Source organism: Novosphingobium mississippiense (assembly GCF_044029535.1).
Lineage (GTDB): Bacteria > Pseudomonadota > Alphaproteobacteria > Sphingomonadales > Sphingomonadaceae > Novosphingobium.
Genome location: NZ_CP147003.1, coordinates 484,661 through 501,668, shown reverse-complemented (window position 1 = coordinate 501,668; position 17,008 = coordinate 484,661). Strand labels below are relative to the sequence as shown.

The window sequence follows — 17,008 nt, the reverse complement described above, 5'->3', positions numbered from 1 at the left end:
CTCGCGTCATACTCTTGCTCGATCATGACTTACCCTTCCGTTGCTGCTGAAACCCACGATCTCCATCGAGAAAGGCGGCCAGGATAGCTGGCACCAGTTCCGGGATTGGCACATCCGCGCCGTAGGTAGCGGCGTACATTTGCGCATAGTCTTGCAGGCTCTGATGCAGATCAGGGGTCACCACAACGGCTAGTTTCACCGGGGTCTTGTCGGGCAGCTTGGCCAGCTTAATCGTAGTCATCGGGGGTTGCCTCCTTTCCAGGGTTCAAGAACGAGGTCCTGGCGCACTAACAGCCTGACCGGCGCCCCGGGCCTAACGGTGATCGTTGGCTGGATGTCGAGATTGCGCTGGGTGATCTGGTCGCCTGCCCGTGAAGCGCTGGTCTGCGCAGATTCACGAATTGCCTGCACCAGATCGCTCTCGCCGTTGATCGATAGCTCCGTACCGACGCCAAGCAGTGTCGCGATCGCCACACCTTTCAGCAGCCGGCCGGTGTGGTAGTCGACCTTGTCGACGAGACCCGCATATCCCGACGAGTCCGTCGCCGGCATATTGTCGAGGCGCAGCGACGAACCGTCGGGCATTACCAGTCGCTGCCACACAACCAGCGCCCGGCTCTGTCCGTAGGCAACGACGCTGTCGTAATTGCCGATCAGGCGCGCACCCTGCGGTATGAGCAGGACCTGTCCGGTCGCGCTGTCGAAGACGCTCTGCGTCACTTGAGCAACCACCATGCCAGGAACGTCGGAATTGAGCCCGGTGATCAGGCTTGCAGCAATGATACTTCCAGCCATCAGCACATTCGGCGAGGGCGACCGGCTCACGCTATGGGGATTGATGTCCCCCTTCCCGTCGAGCTTTTCGGCGAACTGGACCTTCCGATCCGTGGCCTGCGGGTCCGGTGTGGGTGAGCTGCCGCTACCGGTTGCCCCTAGCGCCGTTTGCGAAACTTCACTCGTGGCCGATGTTGCCGGGGCAGATCGAACACCTTGAGCAAGCAGCGCCGACTGGCGCGCATTTTTGACGGCGTCGGCACGCCTCTGCCGTTCCTGATCGATTGCAGCCGGATGCTGACTTTCGACCGCCAGATTTGTGCCCAGATCCCGCTCCTGTGCCCGCAGGATCGGGCGCCCGAGATCGCCGGGCAGTGGAGGCCCCAGCTTGGGCACATCGCCGTATCCCTTCGGCAAAGCGTTCAGCGCATCGTTGGCGGCCTGTTTGCCGGGCTGGGCTAGATCGCTTGGGCGCACCGTATGCCCCGTCAGCCGCGGGGACAGCGCAAACCACGCGATGCCAAGAAGGGCGAAGGTAGCTACGGCCGTGCCGCCGATAATTACCTCTTTTCTAAAACGTGTCGCGCGTGGAGGCCTGGCACGAATGGCGAGCGTTTCCGGGTCGACTTTCCGGGCCGAGCGTGCGGGAGCTTGCGCTGCAGGCTCGTTCGCCGGTTGGCCATTGGGGTTCCGCTGGGGCGAGGGCTCGGTTCGCGCGCCGTCATTCATCTCCTCGCTCATGACCGCACCCTCCCCTTTCCGCTTCCACGTGTGATCCGCACGACCTGCTGCTTCCTGGTTCCGAGCCGCAGTTCGGCCACATCGAAGATGCGATCGACGACGTAGAACCGCCCGCGCATGCGGTAATTGACCAGTTCCGCCGCACCGTCGGTTCCGATCAGGAACAACGGCGGCGCCTCGTCGACGCCGATCGTCGCCGGAAACTCGATGAAGGTCTGGCGACCGTCGTCGAACGCCCGCAAAGGCCTCCAGGTCGGTTGATCGCCCGTGATCTGGTAGCCGAAGTACATCTGCTCGATGCCGAGACCGGCAGTGACGGGCTTTGCCGCCTCGGCCGCGGCCTCGGCGCGCTTGACCGCGACCAGCTCATCGAGCGGATAGTTCCACGCCAGCGCCGCCATGCCACCCGTCGGGCCGCTGGACAGCTGGAGATGATACGTCCGCTTGTCGGTGGTGATGACGAGATTGGTCGACAGCCCTGTGCTGAACGGCTTCACAAGCACGTGCGTGCGCTTGTCCTCGCCACTTCCGCTCGTGGTATCGCCAATCACCCACCGGGCGGTGTCGCCCGCGGCGACCGCGATCAGCCCTTCGCTCGGTTGCAGGGCGATGTCGGTGATCATCCCGGGCTCGGTATAGATGTGGTAGATCGCCCCGTCCGACCAGAGGAACACCTGCCGGGCGTTGACCCACGAAGACGGCGAAGGTTCGATCGAGCCACGCTGGGCGGGCGAAGCATTCGGGCTCGACCTCACAGCATGGGCCGGCGGTAGTATCGGATGGGCGCCGACGGCAAAAGCCGCGGCAGTCAGGAGCAACGGGTTCATGGCAGGACCTCCTTGGATGTGAGGGGATCGGAAAACGGGACGGTTACGGCGTCGCTCGCGGCGGGCGCGCTTGCCGATGCTGGTGGGGTGTTGCCCTGCCCCGATTGCGCAGCGGCAGGCGGACTGGCGGATGACTGGACCTGAGGCTCGAGCTCCCGGCTCCAGTCGATGGCATCGACGTAGATGCCGAGCGGGTTCTTTCGCAGCGTGTCGGCGTCGCGCGGCGCCTTCTCAACGAGGGTTATGATCGCAGTCCATTGGGTGGTCCCCGCCGCGCTGCCGCGTTCGAACGCGCTCTCGATCCATTTGACCTGGAAGCTGGTGTCCGAAGCGCGGACGACACTTGTCACCTGCACGGAAACGGTACGCTCGCCGATCTCGCTGAGAGCACCCGAGGCGCGTGCATATTCGCTAAGGAAGCGCGATCCGCGCTGTGTCGCGAAGTCATACGCCTCGAGCCAGCCTTCCCGCATCGCCACCGGATCGAGCGAGACGCCGCGGACATGGCCGATGAACTTGGCGAGAGCCCAAGCAATCTGGGGATCGGTCGGCTGATAGCCCATTTCCGCTTTGGATAGCGCGCGCGGCTCCCCAAGCTTGTCGACCGCTACGACGTAGGGCACGACACGGCTCTGGAGCGATTGCCACAAGAGCCCGCTCGCCATCGCGCCAGCAAGCCCAAGGCAGCCAAAGGCCATGATCCGCCAGTTGCGGGCCTGGACGCGGGCGGAGCCGATCCGATCGTCCCAGAGTTGCCCTGCCCGCTGGAAGGGCGTCTCCGGTTCGGGTGTGCGTCCGTAAGCCTGGACGCTGCGTTTAAATCGCATGGGTCAGTCGTTCCTTTCGCTTATGTCGGGGGAAGCGCCGCCGCCACCGCCGTCGCCTTGCTGGATAGTATGGATCGCAAGTTGCTGGCGATGGCGTGCGGTCTGCTCGGCGCGCAGAGCTTTCGCCCAGGCCGGTGGTCCGTCGCTGTCGGCAATTTCGCCGCCGTGAGCCGATTGTGTTTCAGAGGTGGCCTCGTGGGTAGGCCGCGCATGGCTTATCCCCCCACTGGATGGGTGCGTGGCATTATCGGTATGGGGAGCCGCACCGGCGCCGCCCGAACCGCCCTGCCCGCCGCCGCTGCCACCGCTTCCGGGCGATGGATGGCCGCCATGACCGCCAAGACCTTCGGCAGCCGAAGCTCCGCCACCCAACGAGCTTCCGGCGCGAACACTGCCAAGCGCAGTTCCGGCAAGACGCGCACCGCCGATCGCAGCTCCACCGACCAGCATCGCCGCGCCGCCGGCTCCAACTGCAGTGCCGAGCGCGGCTCCCGCACCGAGCTGCGGCGCGCCCGACCCAAGGCCGCTGGCGACCGAAGGCGCAAAGATGCCGAGCCCGAGTAGCGCAAGACTGGCCAGCACCAGGCTCATGGCCTGGCCGACATCCGGCTCCTGGCCCTGCAGCGCGGCGATGAACTGGTCGAAGAAGTTCGATCCGATGCCGACAATGACCGCGAGCACCATGACCTTGATGCCTGAACTCACGACATGGCCCAACACACGCTCGGCAAGGAAACTGGTTCGGTTCCACAGCGCAAAGGGCACGAGGATGAAGCCGGCAAGGCTGACGAGCTTGAACTCGATGATGCAGACGAACATCTGCACGGCGAGGATGAAGAATGCGAGGATCACCAGCAGCCAGGCGATCAGCAGCACCGTGATCTGCAGGGCATTCTGGAAGAAGCTGGTGACCGTAAGCAGCTTGCCCGCCTGATCGAGCAACGGCCACGCCGCCGAGAAACCGGTGCCGGCCAGGCGCCCGGGCTTGAGTAAATCGTCAGCCGTGAGGACACCGCCTCCGGCGGTCAGGCCCGCCTGGGCAAACGATCGATAGATGATGTCAGCGAGCGTCTGGAAGCTGTTGATGATGAACGCGAAGGCACCGACGTACAGGATCTTGCGGATGAAGCGGCCGAGAATGTTATCCTCGCCGGCAAGGGTCCAGAACAACGCCGCCAACGTCACATCGATCGCGATGAGCGTCGCCGTCAGGAAACGCACATCGCCGCCCAGAAGGCCGAAGCCACTGTCGATGTAGCGGATGAAGGCGGTCATGAACTGATCGATGATGTTGAGGTCGCTCATGTACGGGTTCCTCGAAAACAGACGCGCGTCAGGGTGCCGCGGGGCACGGCCGGGGATGGAGCACGTGCCCCGCGGCGCGGCGGCCGGGTGACCAGTCCGCCGCCGCAAGCCGCCTCGAAGAGACAAAACCCGAGGCGGAAGCGATTGAGTGAAGCTAGTTCGGCGTGTAAGCCGTTCCGGTGCCGAGGAATTTGGCGGTTGCCGCCTGCGCTTCGGCAGCGGCCTGCGCACGATTGGCCTCGGTAATCGCCTGCGCGCGGTACTGCGCGGCCATCAGCTGCTGGATCTGGAACTGCTGCTTGGCCGTCAGCGCCAGGAGCTGGTTGGTAGCCTGCTGGGCCTGGAGTGATCCCTCGGCCCCCTGGCTGCGCTCGACGAGCGCGCTGAGCGTCGTCATGTCCGTCTCGACGTTCTCGGCGATCTGCGCCTGCATCGTCACTGTATGATGGTAGGAAGAAACTTCGGTATCGAGCCGCGTGCGCGCAGCGGTGACTTGGCTGTCGAGTTTGAGCGATTGGCTGAAGGCGTCGGGATAAAGCGATGCGTACTGCTGGCTTGCGCTTGAGACCTTGAACTGGATCCCTTGCGCCTGCCCCATCAGCACATCGATCTTCTGCAGCGTCTGCGTCAGCGCCTGCAGCTCGGGGAAGCTCACTTTCGTGAGGTTCTTCGCCTGATTGGCCAAGCTGGTCGCCTGGTTCTGCAGCGACTGGATCTGGTTGTTGATCTGCTGGAGCGCCCTTGCTGCTGTCAGCACGTTCTGCGCGTAGTTCGAGGGATCATAGACGATGAGGGCCTGCGCCGGCTGGCTGCCGAGCGTCAGGTCTGCTGCGATCCCGCCGGCAGCCAGGACGGCAAATGCCGCCAAGCCGGGCATGGATTTACGAAACTTCTCCTTCATGGTGCTTCTCCTCGAGTTGAGAGGGTTCATCAAACGGTGAACTGCGGCGCGACGCCCGGGAATGAGCCGATGAAATCACTCGCCCATTCGGCCGGCGTGCCGGCGAGGAAGCGGGTGAGAAAATCGTCCGGCCCAGGCTCGGCCAGGATCGCGTCGATCCGCTTCTGGGCCGCAGGATCGGACGATCCACACAGCGCCAAGGCAAGCGGGCCCAGGCCAAGCTCGAACAGCCGGTTCCCGCGCGCGGATTGCAGGTAGTAATCGCGCTTGGGCGTCGCCCGGCTGATCAGCTCGACCTGACGGGCATTGAGACCGAAACGCTCGTAGATCTCTCGGCTCTGCGGCTCGATCGCGCGATCGTTGGGGAGCAGGATTCTCTGGGGGCAGCTTTCGAGGATGGCCGGCGCGATGGGAGAATTGGCAATGTCGGACAGGCTCTGGGTGGCAAACAGCACCGATACATTGCGCTTGCGCAGGACCTTGAGCCATTCGCGGATGCGTGCAGCGAACAGCGGATGGTCGAGGAAGATCCAGGCCTCGTCGAGCACCAGCAGAGTCGGCCGGCCATCGAAACGCTCTTCGAGCCGATGGAACAGGTAGGTCAGCACCGGGGCGATAACACCGGCATGGCCCATCAGCGCCTCGGTCTCGAAGCACTGGACATCGGCGAAATGGAGCGGGCTTTCCGAGGCATCGAGCAGGCGGCCGTACGGTCCCTCGATCGTGTAGGGCGAAAGCGCCGTGCGCAGCGCATTGGATTGCAGCAGCAGGACGAGGCCGGTGATCGTCCGCTCGCCGGCCGGCGCGGTCGAGAGGCTGGTGAGCGCAGACCAGACCTGATCCTTGATGTCGGGGGTGACGATGACATTTTCCTGCCCGAGCAGCGCCACGATCCATTCCGCCGCCCAGGCGCGCTTGGACACGTCATCGATTTCGCGCAGCGGCTGGAAAGCGAGACCCTGCCCGGCATCGGCACCAAGCCCCAGCGCATGGTGCGCGCCGCCGCAGGCCAGCACCGCGGCACGGGCCGATAGCCCTTTGTCGAAGATGTAGACTTGCGATCCGGCATAGCGGCGGAACTGGAGGATCATCAGCGCCAGCAGCACGGATTTTCCGGCGCCGGTGGGCCCGGCAACGAACATGTGGCCGACATCGCCGACATGGGTGGAGAGCCGGAACGGGGTCGAGCCCGATGTCCGCGCATGGAGCAGCGGGCTGCCGCGCAGATGCGCATTCTCCGCGGGTCCTGCCCAGACCGAGGAGAGCGGCATCAGATGGGCGAGGTTGAGCGTATGGACGAGCGGCTGACGCACATTGGCGTAGACCTGGCCCGGCAGCGAAGAGAGCCAGGCCTCGACCGCATTTACCCGCTCGCGGATCGTGGTGAAGCCGAGGCCGCCGAGGATCCGCTCGATCTGCCGCATGCGACCCTCGACCACATCGCGCCGCACGTCACTGACCGTGATCGTTGTGGTGAGATAACCGAAGGCGACATGATCGCCGCCGAGCGCCTGGAGCGCGAGATCGGCATCGACGACCTTGTTGTCGGCATCACTGTCGAGGAGCTGGGCCGGGCTGTTGTAGAGCACCTCGCGGAGCATCGCCGTCAGCGACTTGCGCTTGTTGAACCATTGCCGGCGCAGCGAGGTCAGGACCTTGGTCGCCTCGGCCTTGTCCATCGCGATGAAACGGCTGACCCAGCGGTAGGGAAAGCTCTGTTGATTGAGGGCATCGAGCAATCCCGGGCGACTGAGCGGGGGAAAGCCCAGCACCGAGATCGTGCGCAAGTGGCGATCGCCGAGCAGCGGCTCGAGCCCGCCGGTGAGCGGCGTGTCGACGATCAGGCCATCGAGATACATCGGCGTGTCGGGTACCCGGACCGGATGCGGGCGATCCGAGATCGTGGCGTGGAGGAAGGTCAGCAACTCACCGGAGTCCAGAGCGCGGACCTCAGGCATGAAGCCGGCAAAGAGGTCGAGCGCGCGATCGGTCTCGGCGATGAAACCGCCGAGCGCCTCGCGCCAGTCGCGCCCTTTGGCCTCGTCAGCGCGGTCGACGAGCCGCCGACCGGTGGCGTCCTGACTATCCGCGGGCGGCATCCAGGTAAGTGTCAGGTAAAAGGCGCTCTCGAAATGCTGGCCCTCGGCAAGCAAGGCCGCGCGGCGCTCGCGATCGACCAGCCAGGAGGCGGGGTCCGGGAAAGTATCGTCGGGGTAGGCCATCGCCTCGCGGCGCTCGGCCTCGAAGAACAGCGCCCAGCCCGATCCGAAGCGGCGCAGCACATTGTTGGCCCGTGCCGCGATTCCAACGAGCCCGGCTTCGGTCGAGGATTCGAGATCGGGTCCGCGAAAGGCCAGCACCCGCAGGAAGCTGCCGTCCTTGTTGAGCATCACGCCGGGCGCGACGAGCGCGGCCCAGGGCAGATGGTCGGCCAGGCGCCCTGCCCGGTTGCGGTATTCGGAAAGGTTCAGCATGAAAGGTATCCCCGCTGGCGCAGATGGCGCAGGAGTACGGGCGCGAAATCGGGATCGCGCCGGGCTGCAAGGACGGCGAGGCTGTGCCCCGCCGCCCAGATGACCAGGCCGGCCAGCCATTGCTGGAGCCCGAGACCGACCGCCATCGCGAGCGTGCCGTTGACGATGGCGATCCCGCGCGGCGCACCGCCAAGCAGGATTGGCGCGCCAAGGCTGGCATGGATCGGAACCTCGAAGCCCTCGATGTGCTGGCCGGCCCCGTTCATGCGATCAGGGCTCCGCCGCCGAAGCTGAAGAACGAGAGGAAAAAGCTCGAGGCGGCAAAGGCAATCGAGAGACCGAAGACGATCTGGATAAGCCGCCGGAACCCGCCGGCGGTTTCACCAAAGGCCAGAGTGAGGCCGGTGACGATAATGATGATGACCGCGACGATCTTGGCGACGGGGCCCTGCACCGATTCCAGCACCTGCTCAAGCGGCTGCTCCCAGGGCATGCCCGACCCCGAGGCCCAGGCCGATGTGGTGACCGAAAGCGAGGCCGCGACCAACACCGCGGCGACGAGCGGGGTATCCTTCGGAAATCGGCTAATCTGAAACGACTTCATGGCGGCATTCTCCTTCTGGCAGTGAGGGGGCAAGAAGCTGGGTGAGCCGGTATTCGCCGCTGGCGGCATCGAAGCCTTCGACGCGGGCGATCTCGGCAATGCGGCGGGCAAGGCCGCGCCCGGAAATGAAGACGAGGAGATCGATGGCCTCGGCAATCAGCCGGTGCGGGACGGTGACGACCGCCTCCTGGATGAGGCTCTCGAGGCGGTGCAGCCCGGCCGCCGCGCCATTGGCGTGGATTGTCGCTATCCCGCCGGGATGGCCGGTATTCCAGGCCTTGAGCATGTCGAGCGCTTCGGGCCCGCGCACTTCGCCGACGATGATCCGATCAGGTCGGAGGCGCAGGGTCGAGCGCACGAGATCGCCGATCGTCACGTGCCCGGCGCGCGTGCGTAGCGCCACGGTATCGGACACAGGGCTCTGGAGTTCGCGCGTGTCCTCGATCAGCACCACGCGTTCGTCGAGCTCGGCCATCTCCGCGAGGAGCGCATTTGCGAGGGTGGTCTTGCCGGACGAAGTTCCGCCGACGATCAGGATATTGAGCCGGCCCAGGACCGCCCCGCGCAGCAACCTCGCGCCGCCCTCATCCATGATGCCGTCGGCGACATAGTCGGCGAGCGTATGGATGCGGGCAGCAGGCTTGCGGATAGCAAAGCATGGGGCATGCGACACCGGCGGGAGCACGCCCTCAAAGCGCTCGCCGCCGCCCCCTTCGTGCGTCGGCAGCTCCGCCGAGACGATCGGCCGGTCGCCATGGACTTCGGCGCGCGTGTGGCTGGCCACCAAACGGACGATCCGCTCGATCTGATCAGCGGGCAGATGGATCTCGGTGTCCACCCTGCCCTCCCCCAGGACATCGACACGGAGCTTGCCGTCGGGATTGACCATGATCTCGATGACACGCGGATCGCCGAGCGCTGCCTCGATCGCGGGGCCAAGCGCGGTGCGCAACATCGCACGCTTGCGGGCGGCAGCCTCTGCGCCAAGCGCATGCCCGCTCACAGCACGCTGTCCTTGTCGAGCGTACGCTTACCAAGCGCCAACTGACGGGCGACCTGCGAGAGGAAAGCCTCGAAGCGCGCAGCGGCGGCAGCCCGGCCTGTAGCATCATTGTCGGCAAGGGGCGGATTGATCGCCAGTTCGTAGCGAATGAAAAGCGCGAGCGTCTCGAGCTCGATATGGCTGTCGCGCAGGAGCCGATCGAGCAGCTCGGCGATCCGATCCAGGCGCCGCGCGAAACGGTCCTCGAGTACGCCTCTTCCGCGTTTGTCGAGCCAGGCCGTCAGTGCCTGCACGAGGATATCGGATTTGGTGACGCCGGGCCGGCTTGCCTCTTCCAGGAGGCGCGCGCTGAGCGGTTGCGGCAGGAACAGCTGATAGCGAACTTTGGCCGTCATGATCAGAGCTCCAGATCGAACTGGTCGGCGCGCTGGACTGAACCCAGGGCATAAGTGACGCGCACGAGGCGTTGCTGTGCGGCCTGGTCGATCACGCGCTTGTCCGCAGCAGGATCGTCGACATCGGCAACCAGACCCAGCGGATCGGTGGCGACCTGAGGCTCCTGCGCGGGGACGTCGCCCTGGACGTCGGCTTCGACGGCGGGGGCCTGATCCATTCCGCCCGTAGCAACCGGCTTGCCCGCCGTCTCATCGTCCTCGGCCTCAAGATCGGCCGCCGGCGACGCCAGCCTGTCGTCGACTCCGCGAACCTGACCGGACCAGTCGTTCTTGCGGGGAGGCGGCGCATCGGCGTAGCCCTTGGTGCTGAGCTTCGGCGGCGCGATCGCCCGTTCTGCGAAGACCGGCTCTTCGAAATAGCGCAGCTTCGTTGCCCTGATCGGCGGCGCGCCGGATGCGAGCACCAGTTCTTCGGCGGGATTGAGCTGCATGACTTCACCTGGTGTCAGCAAGGCGCGGGCCGTTTCCTGGCGGCTGACCATGACGTGCGACAGCCACGGCGCGAGGCGGTGCCCTGCATAGTTGCGCATCGCGCGCTGCTCGGTCGCCGTACCGAGAGCATCGGAGAGCCGCTTGGCCGTCCGTTCGTCGTTGGTGGCGAACGCCACACGCACGTGGCAATTGTCGAGGATCGAATTGTGCTCGCCGTACGCCTTCTCGATCTGGTTGAGGCTCTGGGCGATGAGGAAGGCACGCACCCCGTAGCCGGCGAGGAATGCGAGGCTGGTCTCGAAGAAATCCAGACGACCGAGCGCGGGAAACTCGTCGAGCATCATCAGCAACCGATGGCGACCTGCGCCCGCTTGGTCGGCGCCGTGCTCGAAGCGCAATTCCTCGGTGAGCCGCCGGCCGATCTGATTGAGGATCAGGCGGATCAGCGGCTTGGTGCGGCTGATGTCCGATGGCGGCACAACCAGATAAAGCGAAGCCGGGTACTTCCCGTCTACCAGATCGGCAATGCGCCAGTCGGATGCAGACGTTACGGCGGACACCGTTGGATCGCGGTAAAGGCCGAGGAACGACATCGCCGTCGAGAGCACGCCCGATCGTTCGTTGACCGACTTGTTCAGAACCTCGCGGGCGGCCGAGGCCACGACCGGATGAACCTGCGGCGCTTCCACCGTGCCGAGGTGGTTCGTCGACATCATGACATGGAGCGTGTTGGCAAAGCTGCGCGCCGGATCGGACAGGAAGGTCGCGACCCGAGCGAGCGTCTTTTCTTCCTCGGCATAGAGAATGTGCAGGATCGCTCCGACCAGCAGCGAATGGCTGGTCTTCTCCCAATGGCTGCGCCGCTCCAGCGCGCCTTCGGGATCGACGAGGATGTCGGCGATATTCTGGACGTCGCGCACTTCATGAACGCCGCGGCGCACTTCGAGGAGCGGATTGTAGCGCGCCGACCGGGCATCGGTAGGGTTGAAGAGCAGGCAATGCGAAAAGCGCGCGCGCCAGCCGGCGGTCAGTTGCCAGTTCTCACCCTTGATGTCGTGGATGACTGCGGAGCCGGACCAGCCGAGAAGCGTCGGGATGACGAGGCCGACGCCCTTGCCCGATCGTGTCGGCGCAAATGCCATGATGTGCTCGGGACCATCGTGGCGCAGGTAAGCTTCGCCGACCCGGCCGAGGAAAACTCCTTGCTCCGCCATCAGGCCCGCTTGGCGAATGTCCTTGCGCGCTGCCCAACGGGCAGAGCCGTACGTCGTGACATTGCTGCGCTGGCGGGCTCGCCAGACCGAACCCGCGATGGCAGCGCCGCATCCAACCAGGCCACTGGTCGCGGCGATGCCGCCGGCCTCATCGAAAATGATCGGCGCATAGGCGTCGAATTCGAACCACCAGACGAAGATCGCCCAAGGCGCGTAAATGCGAAGCCCTCCAACTTCAGCCCACGGATTTCCCAGTTCAGGCTGATACGCGAGTTCGGCCGCAGCCCACTGCGTTGCCAGCCAGACACCGGCGAGGACGATCGCAAACACGATCGCCATCTGCCCGATGAGAAGTTTCGTGGGTGTCATGAAGGTCTCCGCCCGCCCCAGGACGCATCCTCGGGCGCTCAGCGAAGACTCCCTGAAAAGGACGCCGGTTCACAGACCCTGTCTGGTGCACCGAGGTGTCTATCGGGTGCATTTCGAATTGGCGGACAGGCCTTTTTCTTCCCTATTGCTCGCTAGACGGCCCGTTAATGGCGGCCAAACTCCAACAACATCGGACGGTTCGTTGGATGGGCGATTGATTACTCCATTTTAATCATGACAATGCCGGCCTCCGAAGGCATGCGGCACATCATGACGAGCGACACTCAGAAGGTTACGAAGTACTGGCGCAACTCGCTGGCGGATGGAGAACTGGGCCGAGGCACCTTCCGCCTGGACGATCTGAACAAGTTCCCAACCGTCAATCACGATTGCCTCAATACGGGCCATCTGCCCCATGGGCTCGCCTCGGCATTGTTTCCGCGCGATGCCGGCCCCGACGACACCCGCACCATTATCCTGCGTCCTTTCGCCTTTGCCTCGCGTACGGAACGGGGCCAGAAGCGCGGCAGCCTTCCCGAAATCGTAACGCCGATCGCAACACGCATGACCGTCACCCGCGATGGTCGCCTCATCCGGCCCGTCAGCAGCGTGGTCCCGCGCGACATTCTCGAACCGCTCCATCGCATGGCCTTCACGGTGGGGACAGTCGATGCGCTCGACACGTTCATCACGACGAACCCGCTCGCCGACGATTGCCAATGGCAGGACTATGTCGCGCACTGCGAAGCCCTCATGGAAACCGTGGCGTCCGCTCTGGAGGAAGATCCGCGCTTCGAGCTGTTGCCGCATGGTTATGTCCAGGAGACGAATGGGCACGCGGGCATGTCGGCCAATGTCCTGGCGCTCTATGACCAGATCGAGCTCGACGGTGCGCACGGACCACTTCTTGCCACTTTTGCCGGGCAGAAGGACCAGCGAACCGAGCCGTGCCTTCCAGAGAACATGCGCTTTGCCGAGCGGCTAGGACATTCCAGCGATACGTATGCATTGGCGGCCGCGCAGCGTGAAGCGCTCGCGCATCTGACGGTAGCTCGGGACGGCGAAGTTCTCGCGGTCAACGGTCCGCCCGGAACGGGCAAGACCACAATGCTGCTCTCGGTCATCGCCACGCTCTGGGCAAAGGCCGCGCTCGAACAGGGTGACGCGCCGCTGATCGTCGCGACCTCGACCAACAACCAGGCGGTGACCAACATCCTCGACGCCTTTGGCACCGACTATGCCAAGGGCGTCGGACCATTCGCCGGCCGTTGGCTGCCGGCCCTTCGCAGCTTCGGAAGCTACTTTCCTTCGCAATTTCGCGAGGCGGAAGCCGCCAGGACTTATCAGACCGCAGCATTCTTCGACCGCCTCGAGGAAGGCGATCAGGTCGAGCAGTGCCGCCTTGCCTATCTCGACGCGGCAGCGAAGGCCTTCCCGCATCTGCAGAACGTGGCGGTCAAGACTGTGGTCGCGGCACTGCACCAGCGCTTGGTCGAACAGGCAAGCAAGCTGACCCAAATCGAGCAGGCATGGCAAGATCTCGTCGAGAAGCGAGCGGCGCTGCATGCCGAACTGGGAACCGATCCCCGCCAAACCCGCGCCGATCGCGCCAGCGCGCTCGAAGTCGCGGAAGGTGATCTGCACAGCGCGGAAGCCCTTTCGCGCCTCTGGGACCAACATCAGGCAACCGAATCCGTGCTCCATGCCCTGTTGGGCTGGCTACCGGCGATCGCAAAGCGCAGGCTCGCCGCAGCCAGAGCCGCTCTGGCTCCGGCTTGGCCCGGCCCGCTGCCGGAATGGGCTAGCCTCGCCGGAATCTCCGCATCGGTGAAGGAGCAGGTCGGCGAGGCGCAGTCCGCCGTGAGCGACAGGCTTGCATTGCTCAACCATGCCGATGGCTTGATCTCGCAGGAGACTTCCGCGCTCGGCAGCTGGGCCGAGGCACTATCCGTTCTCTCCGTCACCGCGGAAACAGCGACGAGCATGACGCTTGCCGATGCGGACGAGGCTGCGGACCGATTGCTCCGTTTCCCGATCTTCCTGACAACGACGCACTACTGGGAAGGCCGCTGGCTGCTCGACATGGCCGCCGATCCGGATATTCCGGCAAAGCAGAAGAAGACCGGCAGGATCCCGATGACGGCGCGGTGGGCGCGCCGCATGAAGCTGACACCCTGCGCCGTCTCCACTTTCTACATGCTGCCAAGGATTCTGCGCGCAAGCCGCTTCCAGGACGGCGATTTTCTGCCGGACTACCTCTACGGCCAAATCGATCTGCTGATCGTGGACGAGGCCGGCCAGGTCACTCCCGAAATTGCCGGGGCATCGTTTGCCCTTGCCAAGCGCGCCCTCATCATTGGCGATACGGCGCAGATCGAACCGATCTGGAGCGTGCCGAGCCGGATAGACGTCGGCAACTTGCGCCAGGTCGGGCTCATCGGCGCCGATGACAACGGAGCGGATGTCACAGCGTTTTTCGAGACCGGCCGTGCCGCCTCGTCGGGCAGCGTGATGCGGATCGCCCAGCACACGTCCCGCTACCACCAGGATGACGACCTCGAGCGCGGGTTGATGCTTTATGAGCATCGACGGTGTTTCGATGAGATCGTCGGCTACTGCAACGACCTGTGTTACCGCGGCAAACTGCAGCCCAAGCGCGGGCTGAAATCGGACGCACGCTCAAACGACGGCCTGCCCGCCATGGGATACCTCCATATCGACGGGCGCTGCGATGCCATTCCCGGTGGCAGCCGGCGCAATGCTCTCGAGGCCGAAACGATCGCCCGCTGGCTGGCCGAGCGTCATGCGGAACTGTTGGCGTCATACCCAGGCAAGCGTCTCGGCGAGATCGTCGGCATCGTAACGCCCTTTGCGGGACAGGCCCGGGCGATCACATCCGCGCTGGGACGTCAGGAAAGCCTGGCCGGAGCCAATCTGACGATCGGCACGATCAATACCTTTCAGGGTGGTCAGCGACCGGTGATCCTGTTTTCGCCAACATACTCGAAGCATGCCGATGGCAATTTCATCGATGGCAAGGCCAGCATGCTCAACGTCGCGGTATCGCGGGCCATGAACAGTTTCCTCGTGTTCGGCGACATGGATTGCTTCTCCTCCGCGGCGCCTGGAAGCCCGCGCGGCCGGCTGCGGCACCGACTTCTCGCCCACGACGGCAATCGCCTGTTCTTTGACGCGCCCGCGCGGCCCGATCTTTCGCGTGAGGCCGGGCTCGTCCACCTCACCGATCTCGATGCGCACGATGGCTTCCTCCGCGATGTTCTCGAAGAATGCCGCAAGGACATTCACATCGTTACGCCCTGGCTGACCGACCGCGGCCTGCAGGGCGCGCGGATCGCGCCCCTCATCGAAGCGGCGGCAAACTCGGGGATTGCCGTCACGGTCTACACCGACCGCGCTTTGAACGAATGGCGCGGCAAACAGGACAAGGGCGCTCTGGCCAGCTTTGCCAATGCCAAGCAGTACCTCGAAGGAGCCGGTGCTACAGTCATCGAGGTGAAGGACGTGCACAGCAAGATCGTGATGGCCGACAACAACGTCTATTGTGTCGGCTCCTTCAACTGGCTGAGCGCCGCTCGTGAAGGAAGTTTTGTCCGGCACGAAACCTCGCTCGCCTATCGCGGTTCCAGCGTCTCATCTGAAATCGAGACCATGAAGGACAGCTTGAGGAAACGCGCGATCACGTAATCACTCAGCAAGCGTATCCGACTTCATATTAGCGCAGCGAAAATGGTCCCAACAGGCCCCGATAATCCGCTTTACTTGGCTCAAATTTGGGAAGACAAGGTCTTCCCCTCCTAAAAGTCCAAAAGGGACCTCCCATGCCCGAGAACGAGCAGTCAGAGCTCGCCCGCCTCACAGTCGAACTGCTGAGCGCCTTTGTCTCCAAAAATGCTGTTGCCAGCGAAGATCTGCCAGGCCTGATCGAGACCACGCGTGCCGCGCTGGCGGGAAAGAGCACCGCAGCGGTTGAGACGCCAGAATACAAGCCGGCGGTATCGATCGAGGAAAGCCTCGCCTCACGCGATCATATCCTCAGCTTGATCGACGGCAAACCCTACCGGGCACTGAAGCGACACCTGACCAACAACGGCCTTACTCCGGAAGAGTACCGTGCACGGTACAACCTTCCGGCGAGCTACCCAATGGTTTCGCCAAGCTATTCAGAAAAGCGCCGGGCCTTTGCAAAGGCAGCGGGGCTTGGTGGCAGCGGTGCCGCGGCCAGCAAGGCTCCAGCCGCATCCAAGGCCCCGGAACCCGCTGCTCCGGCAGCTGCGAAAGCTGGAAAGCCCGCCGCCAAGAAGGCCGCTAAGAGTGCAAGCAAGGCAGCGCCCGCAGCAAGTCCTGCGGTAGCGGCTTCTGCTGCCAAGGCTCCTGCCAAAGCACCGACCTCGACGCCGAAGAAGGCCGCGAAGGCAGCAGCGAAGCCCGCTGCCAAGCCGGCGTCCAAGGCTGCCGTCAACCTTGCCGTTGCCGAGGACGTAAAGGCCGGCGCTGAGAAGGCCACCGAGACGAAGGGCAAGCCGTCCACCTCGGTAAAGGCTGAAGGCAAGCCTGCTCGCCGTATGGCGCGCATGCCTGCCAGCGCTGCCCCGAAAGCCGCCGCCAAGGACGCCAGCCCAGCGAAGGCTGCAGCCTCTGCCAAGGCGCCCGCCAAGCCACGCGCCGCAAAGACCGAAAAGAAGGCGGCGAGCACGCTCGCTGAAGCCGCGGAAACGATCACGGCTATCGAACCCACCGTGAGCGCTCCGGCGGCAAGCAAGCCTGCGGCAGCCAAGACGGCAAAGCCAGCCTCGGCCAAGCCCAAGGCAGCAACTGCGGCCAAGGCAAAGTCGGCGGCACCGAAGAAGGGCCGCGCGAAGCTGGGAATCAAGGTTCCGGAGGCCGATAAGCCCGCGGATGCGCCGGCAGCGACCGCCCCTGTTGTATCGGCAGAGCCGAGCACTGCAGACACGCAGGCCTGAAGTCCAATCCAGACTGACACTCGGTTGTCGGTCTGCAACATAGTCGGGGCGGCCATCCATTGGGTGGTCGCCCCGGTCATTTCCGCTATCGGAATTCCAC

At 64.4% G+C, this 17,008-nt stretch carries 14 protein-coding genes; 2 read left to right on the top strand and 12 right to left on the bottom strand.

Annotated features, from left to right (window positions below):
- Positions 1-22: 22 nt before the first annotated feature.
- The 12 genes from WBP06_RS20835 to WBP06_RS20780 all read right to left on the bottom strand — a co-directional run bounded on the left by WBP06_RS20835 (position 23) and on the right by WBP06_RS20780 (position 11,926).
- A complete protein-coding gene (locus WBP06_RS20835; RefSeq protein ID WP_395336855.1) occupies positions 23-241 on the bottom strand; it encodes a DUF2274 domain-containing protein in 219 nt (72 codons plus the stop codon).
- Positions 238-1,515, bottom strand: coding sequence for a TrbI/VirB10 family protein (locus WBP06_RS20830; protein ID WP_395336853.1), 1,278 nt, complete (start codon positions 1,513-1,515; stop codon positions 238-240). The genes WBP06_RS20835 and WBP06_RS20830 overlap by 4 nt, the downstream gene beginning before the upstream one ends.
- Entirely contained in the window at positions 1,512-2,342 is an 831-nt protein-coding gene (gene trbG, locus WBP06_RS20825; protein WP_395336851.1) for a P-type conjugative transfer protein TrbG, read from the bottom strand. Before trbG ends, WBP06_RS20830 begins: the two co-directional genes overlap by 4 nt.
- A complete protein-coding gene (gene trbF, locus WBP06_RS20820; RefSeq protein WP_395336849.1) occupies positions 2,339-3,169 on the bottom strand; it encodes a conjugal transfer protein TrbF in 831 nt (276 codons plus the stop codon). Before trbF ends, trbG begins: the two co-directional genes overlap by 4 nt.
- Positions 3,170-3,172: 3 nt before the next feature.
- Entirely contained in the window at positions 3,173-4,474 is a 1,302-nt protein-coding gene (gene trbL, locus WBP06_RS20815; RefSeq protein WP_395337548.1) for a P-type conjugative transfer protein TrbL, read from the bottom strand.
- 154 nt (positions 4,475-4,628) lie between these two features.
- Entirely contained in the window at positions 4,629-5,375 is a 747-nt protein-coding gene (trbJ, locus tag WBP06_RS20810; RefSeq protein WP_395336847.1) for a P-type conjugative transfer protein TrbJ, read from the bottom strand.
- Positions 5,376-5,404: 29 nt separating this feature from the next.
- On the bottom strand, positions 5,405-7,849 hold the full coding sequence (gene trbE / locus WBP06_RS20805) for a conjugal transfer protein TrbE (RefSeq protein ID WP_395336845.1): 2,445 nt from the start codon (positions 7,847-7,849) through the stop codon (positions 5,405-5,407).
- The gene (locus WBP06_RS20800; RefSeq protein WP_395336843.1) at positions 7,843-8,115 is read right to left on the bottom strand and encodes a VirB3 family type IV secretion system protein; all 273 of its coding nucleotides are present in this window, start codon (positions 8,113-8,115) and stop codon (positions 7,843-7,845) included. The genes trbE and WBP06_RS20800 overlap by 7 nt, the downstream gene beginning before the upstream one ends.
- Positions 8,112-8,453, bottom strand: a complete 342-nt coding sequence (locus tag WBP06_RS20795; RefSeq protein ID WP_395336841.1) for a TrbC/VirB2 family protein — start codon at positions 8,451-8,453, stop codon at positions 8,112-8,114. Before WBP06_RS20795 ends, WBP06_RS20800 begins: the two co-directional genes overlap by 4 nt.
- Entirely contained in the window at positions 8,434-9,408 is a 975-nt protein-coding gene (gene trbB, locus WBP06_RS20790) for a P-type conjugative transfer ATPase TrbB (protein WP_395337547.1), read from the bottom strand. The genes WBP06_RS20795 and trbB overlap by 20 nt, the downstream gene beginning before the upstream one ends.
- Positions 9,409-9,452: 44 nt before the next feature.
- On the bottom strand, positions 9,453-9,851 hold the full coding sequence (locus tag WBP06_RS20785; RefSeq protein ID WP_395336839.1) for a CopG family transcriptional regulator: 399 nt from the start codon (positions 9,849-9,851) through the stop codon (positions 9,453-9,455).
- A 2-nt stretch (positions 9,852-9,853) separates the two neighbouring features.
- Positions 9,854-11,926, bottom strand: a complete 2,073-nt coding sequence (locus tag WBP06_RS20780) for a conjugal transfer protein TraG (RefSeq protein ID WP_395336837.1) — start codon at positions 11,924-11,926, stop codon at positions 9,854-9,856.
- Positions 11,927-12,196: 270 nt separating this feature from the next.
- On the opposite strand from WBP06_RS20780, the gene WBP06_RS20775 reads away from it, so the two are divergent.
- Both WBP06_RS20775 and WBP06_RS20770 read left to right on the top strand, forming a co-directional pair.
- A complete protein-coding gene (locus tag WBP06_RS20775; protein ID WP_395336834.1) occupies positions 12,197-15,631 on the top strand; it encodes an AAA domain-containing protein in 3,435 nt (1,144 codons plus the stop codon).
- 134 nt (positions 15,632-15,765) lie between these two features.
- Positions 15,766-16,908, top strand: coding sequence for a MucR family transcriptional regulator (locus WBP06_RS20770; protein ID WP_395336832.1), 1,143 nt, complete (start codon positions 15,766-15,768; stop codon positions 16,906-16,908).
- The last annotated feature ends 100 nt before the right edge of the window (positions 16,909-17,008 follow it).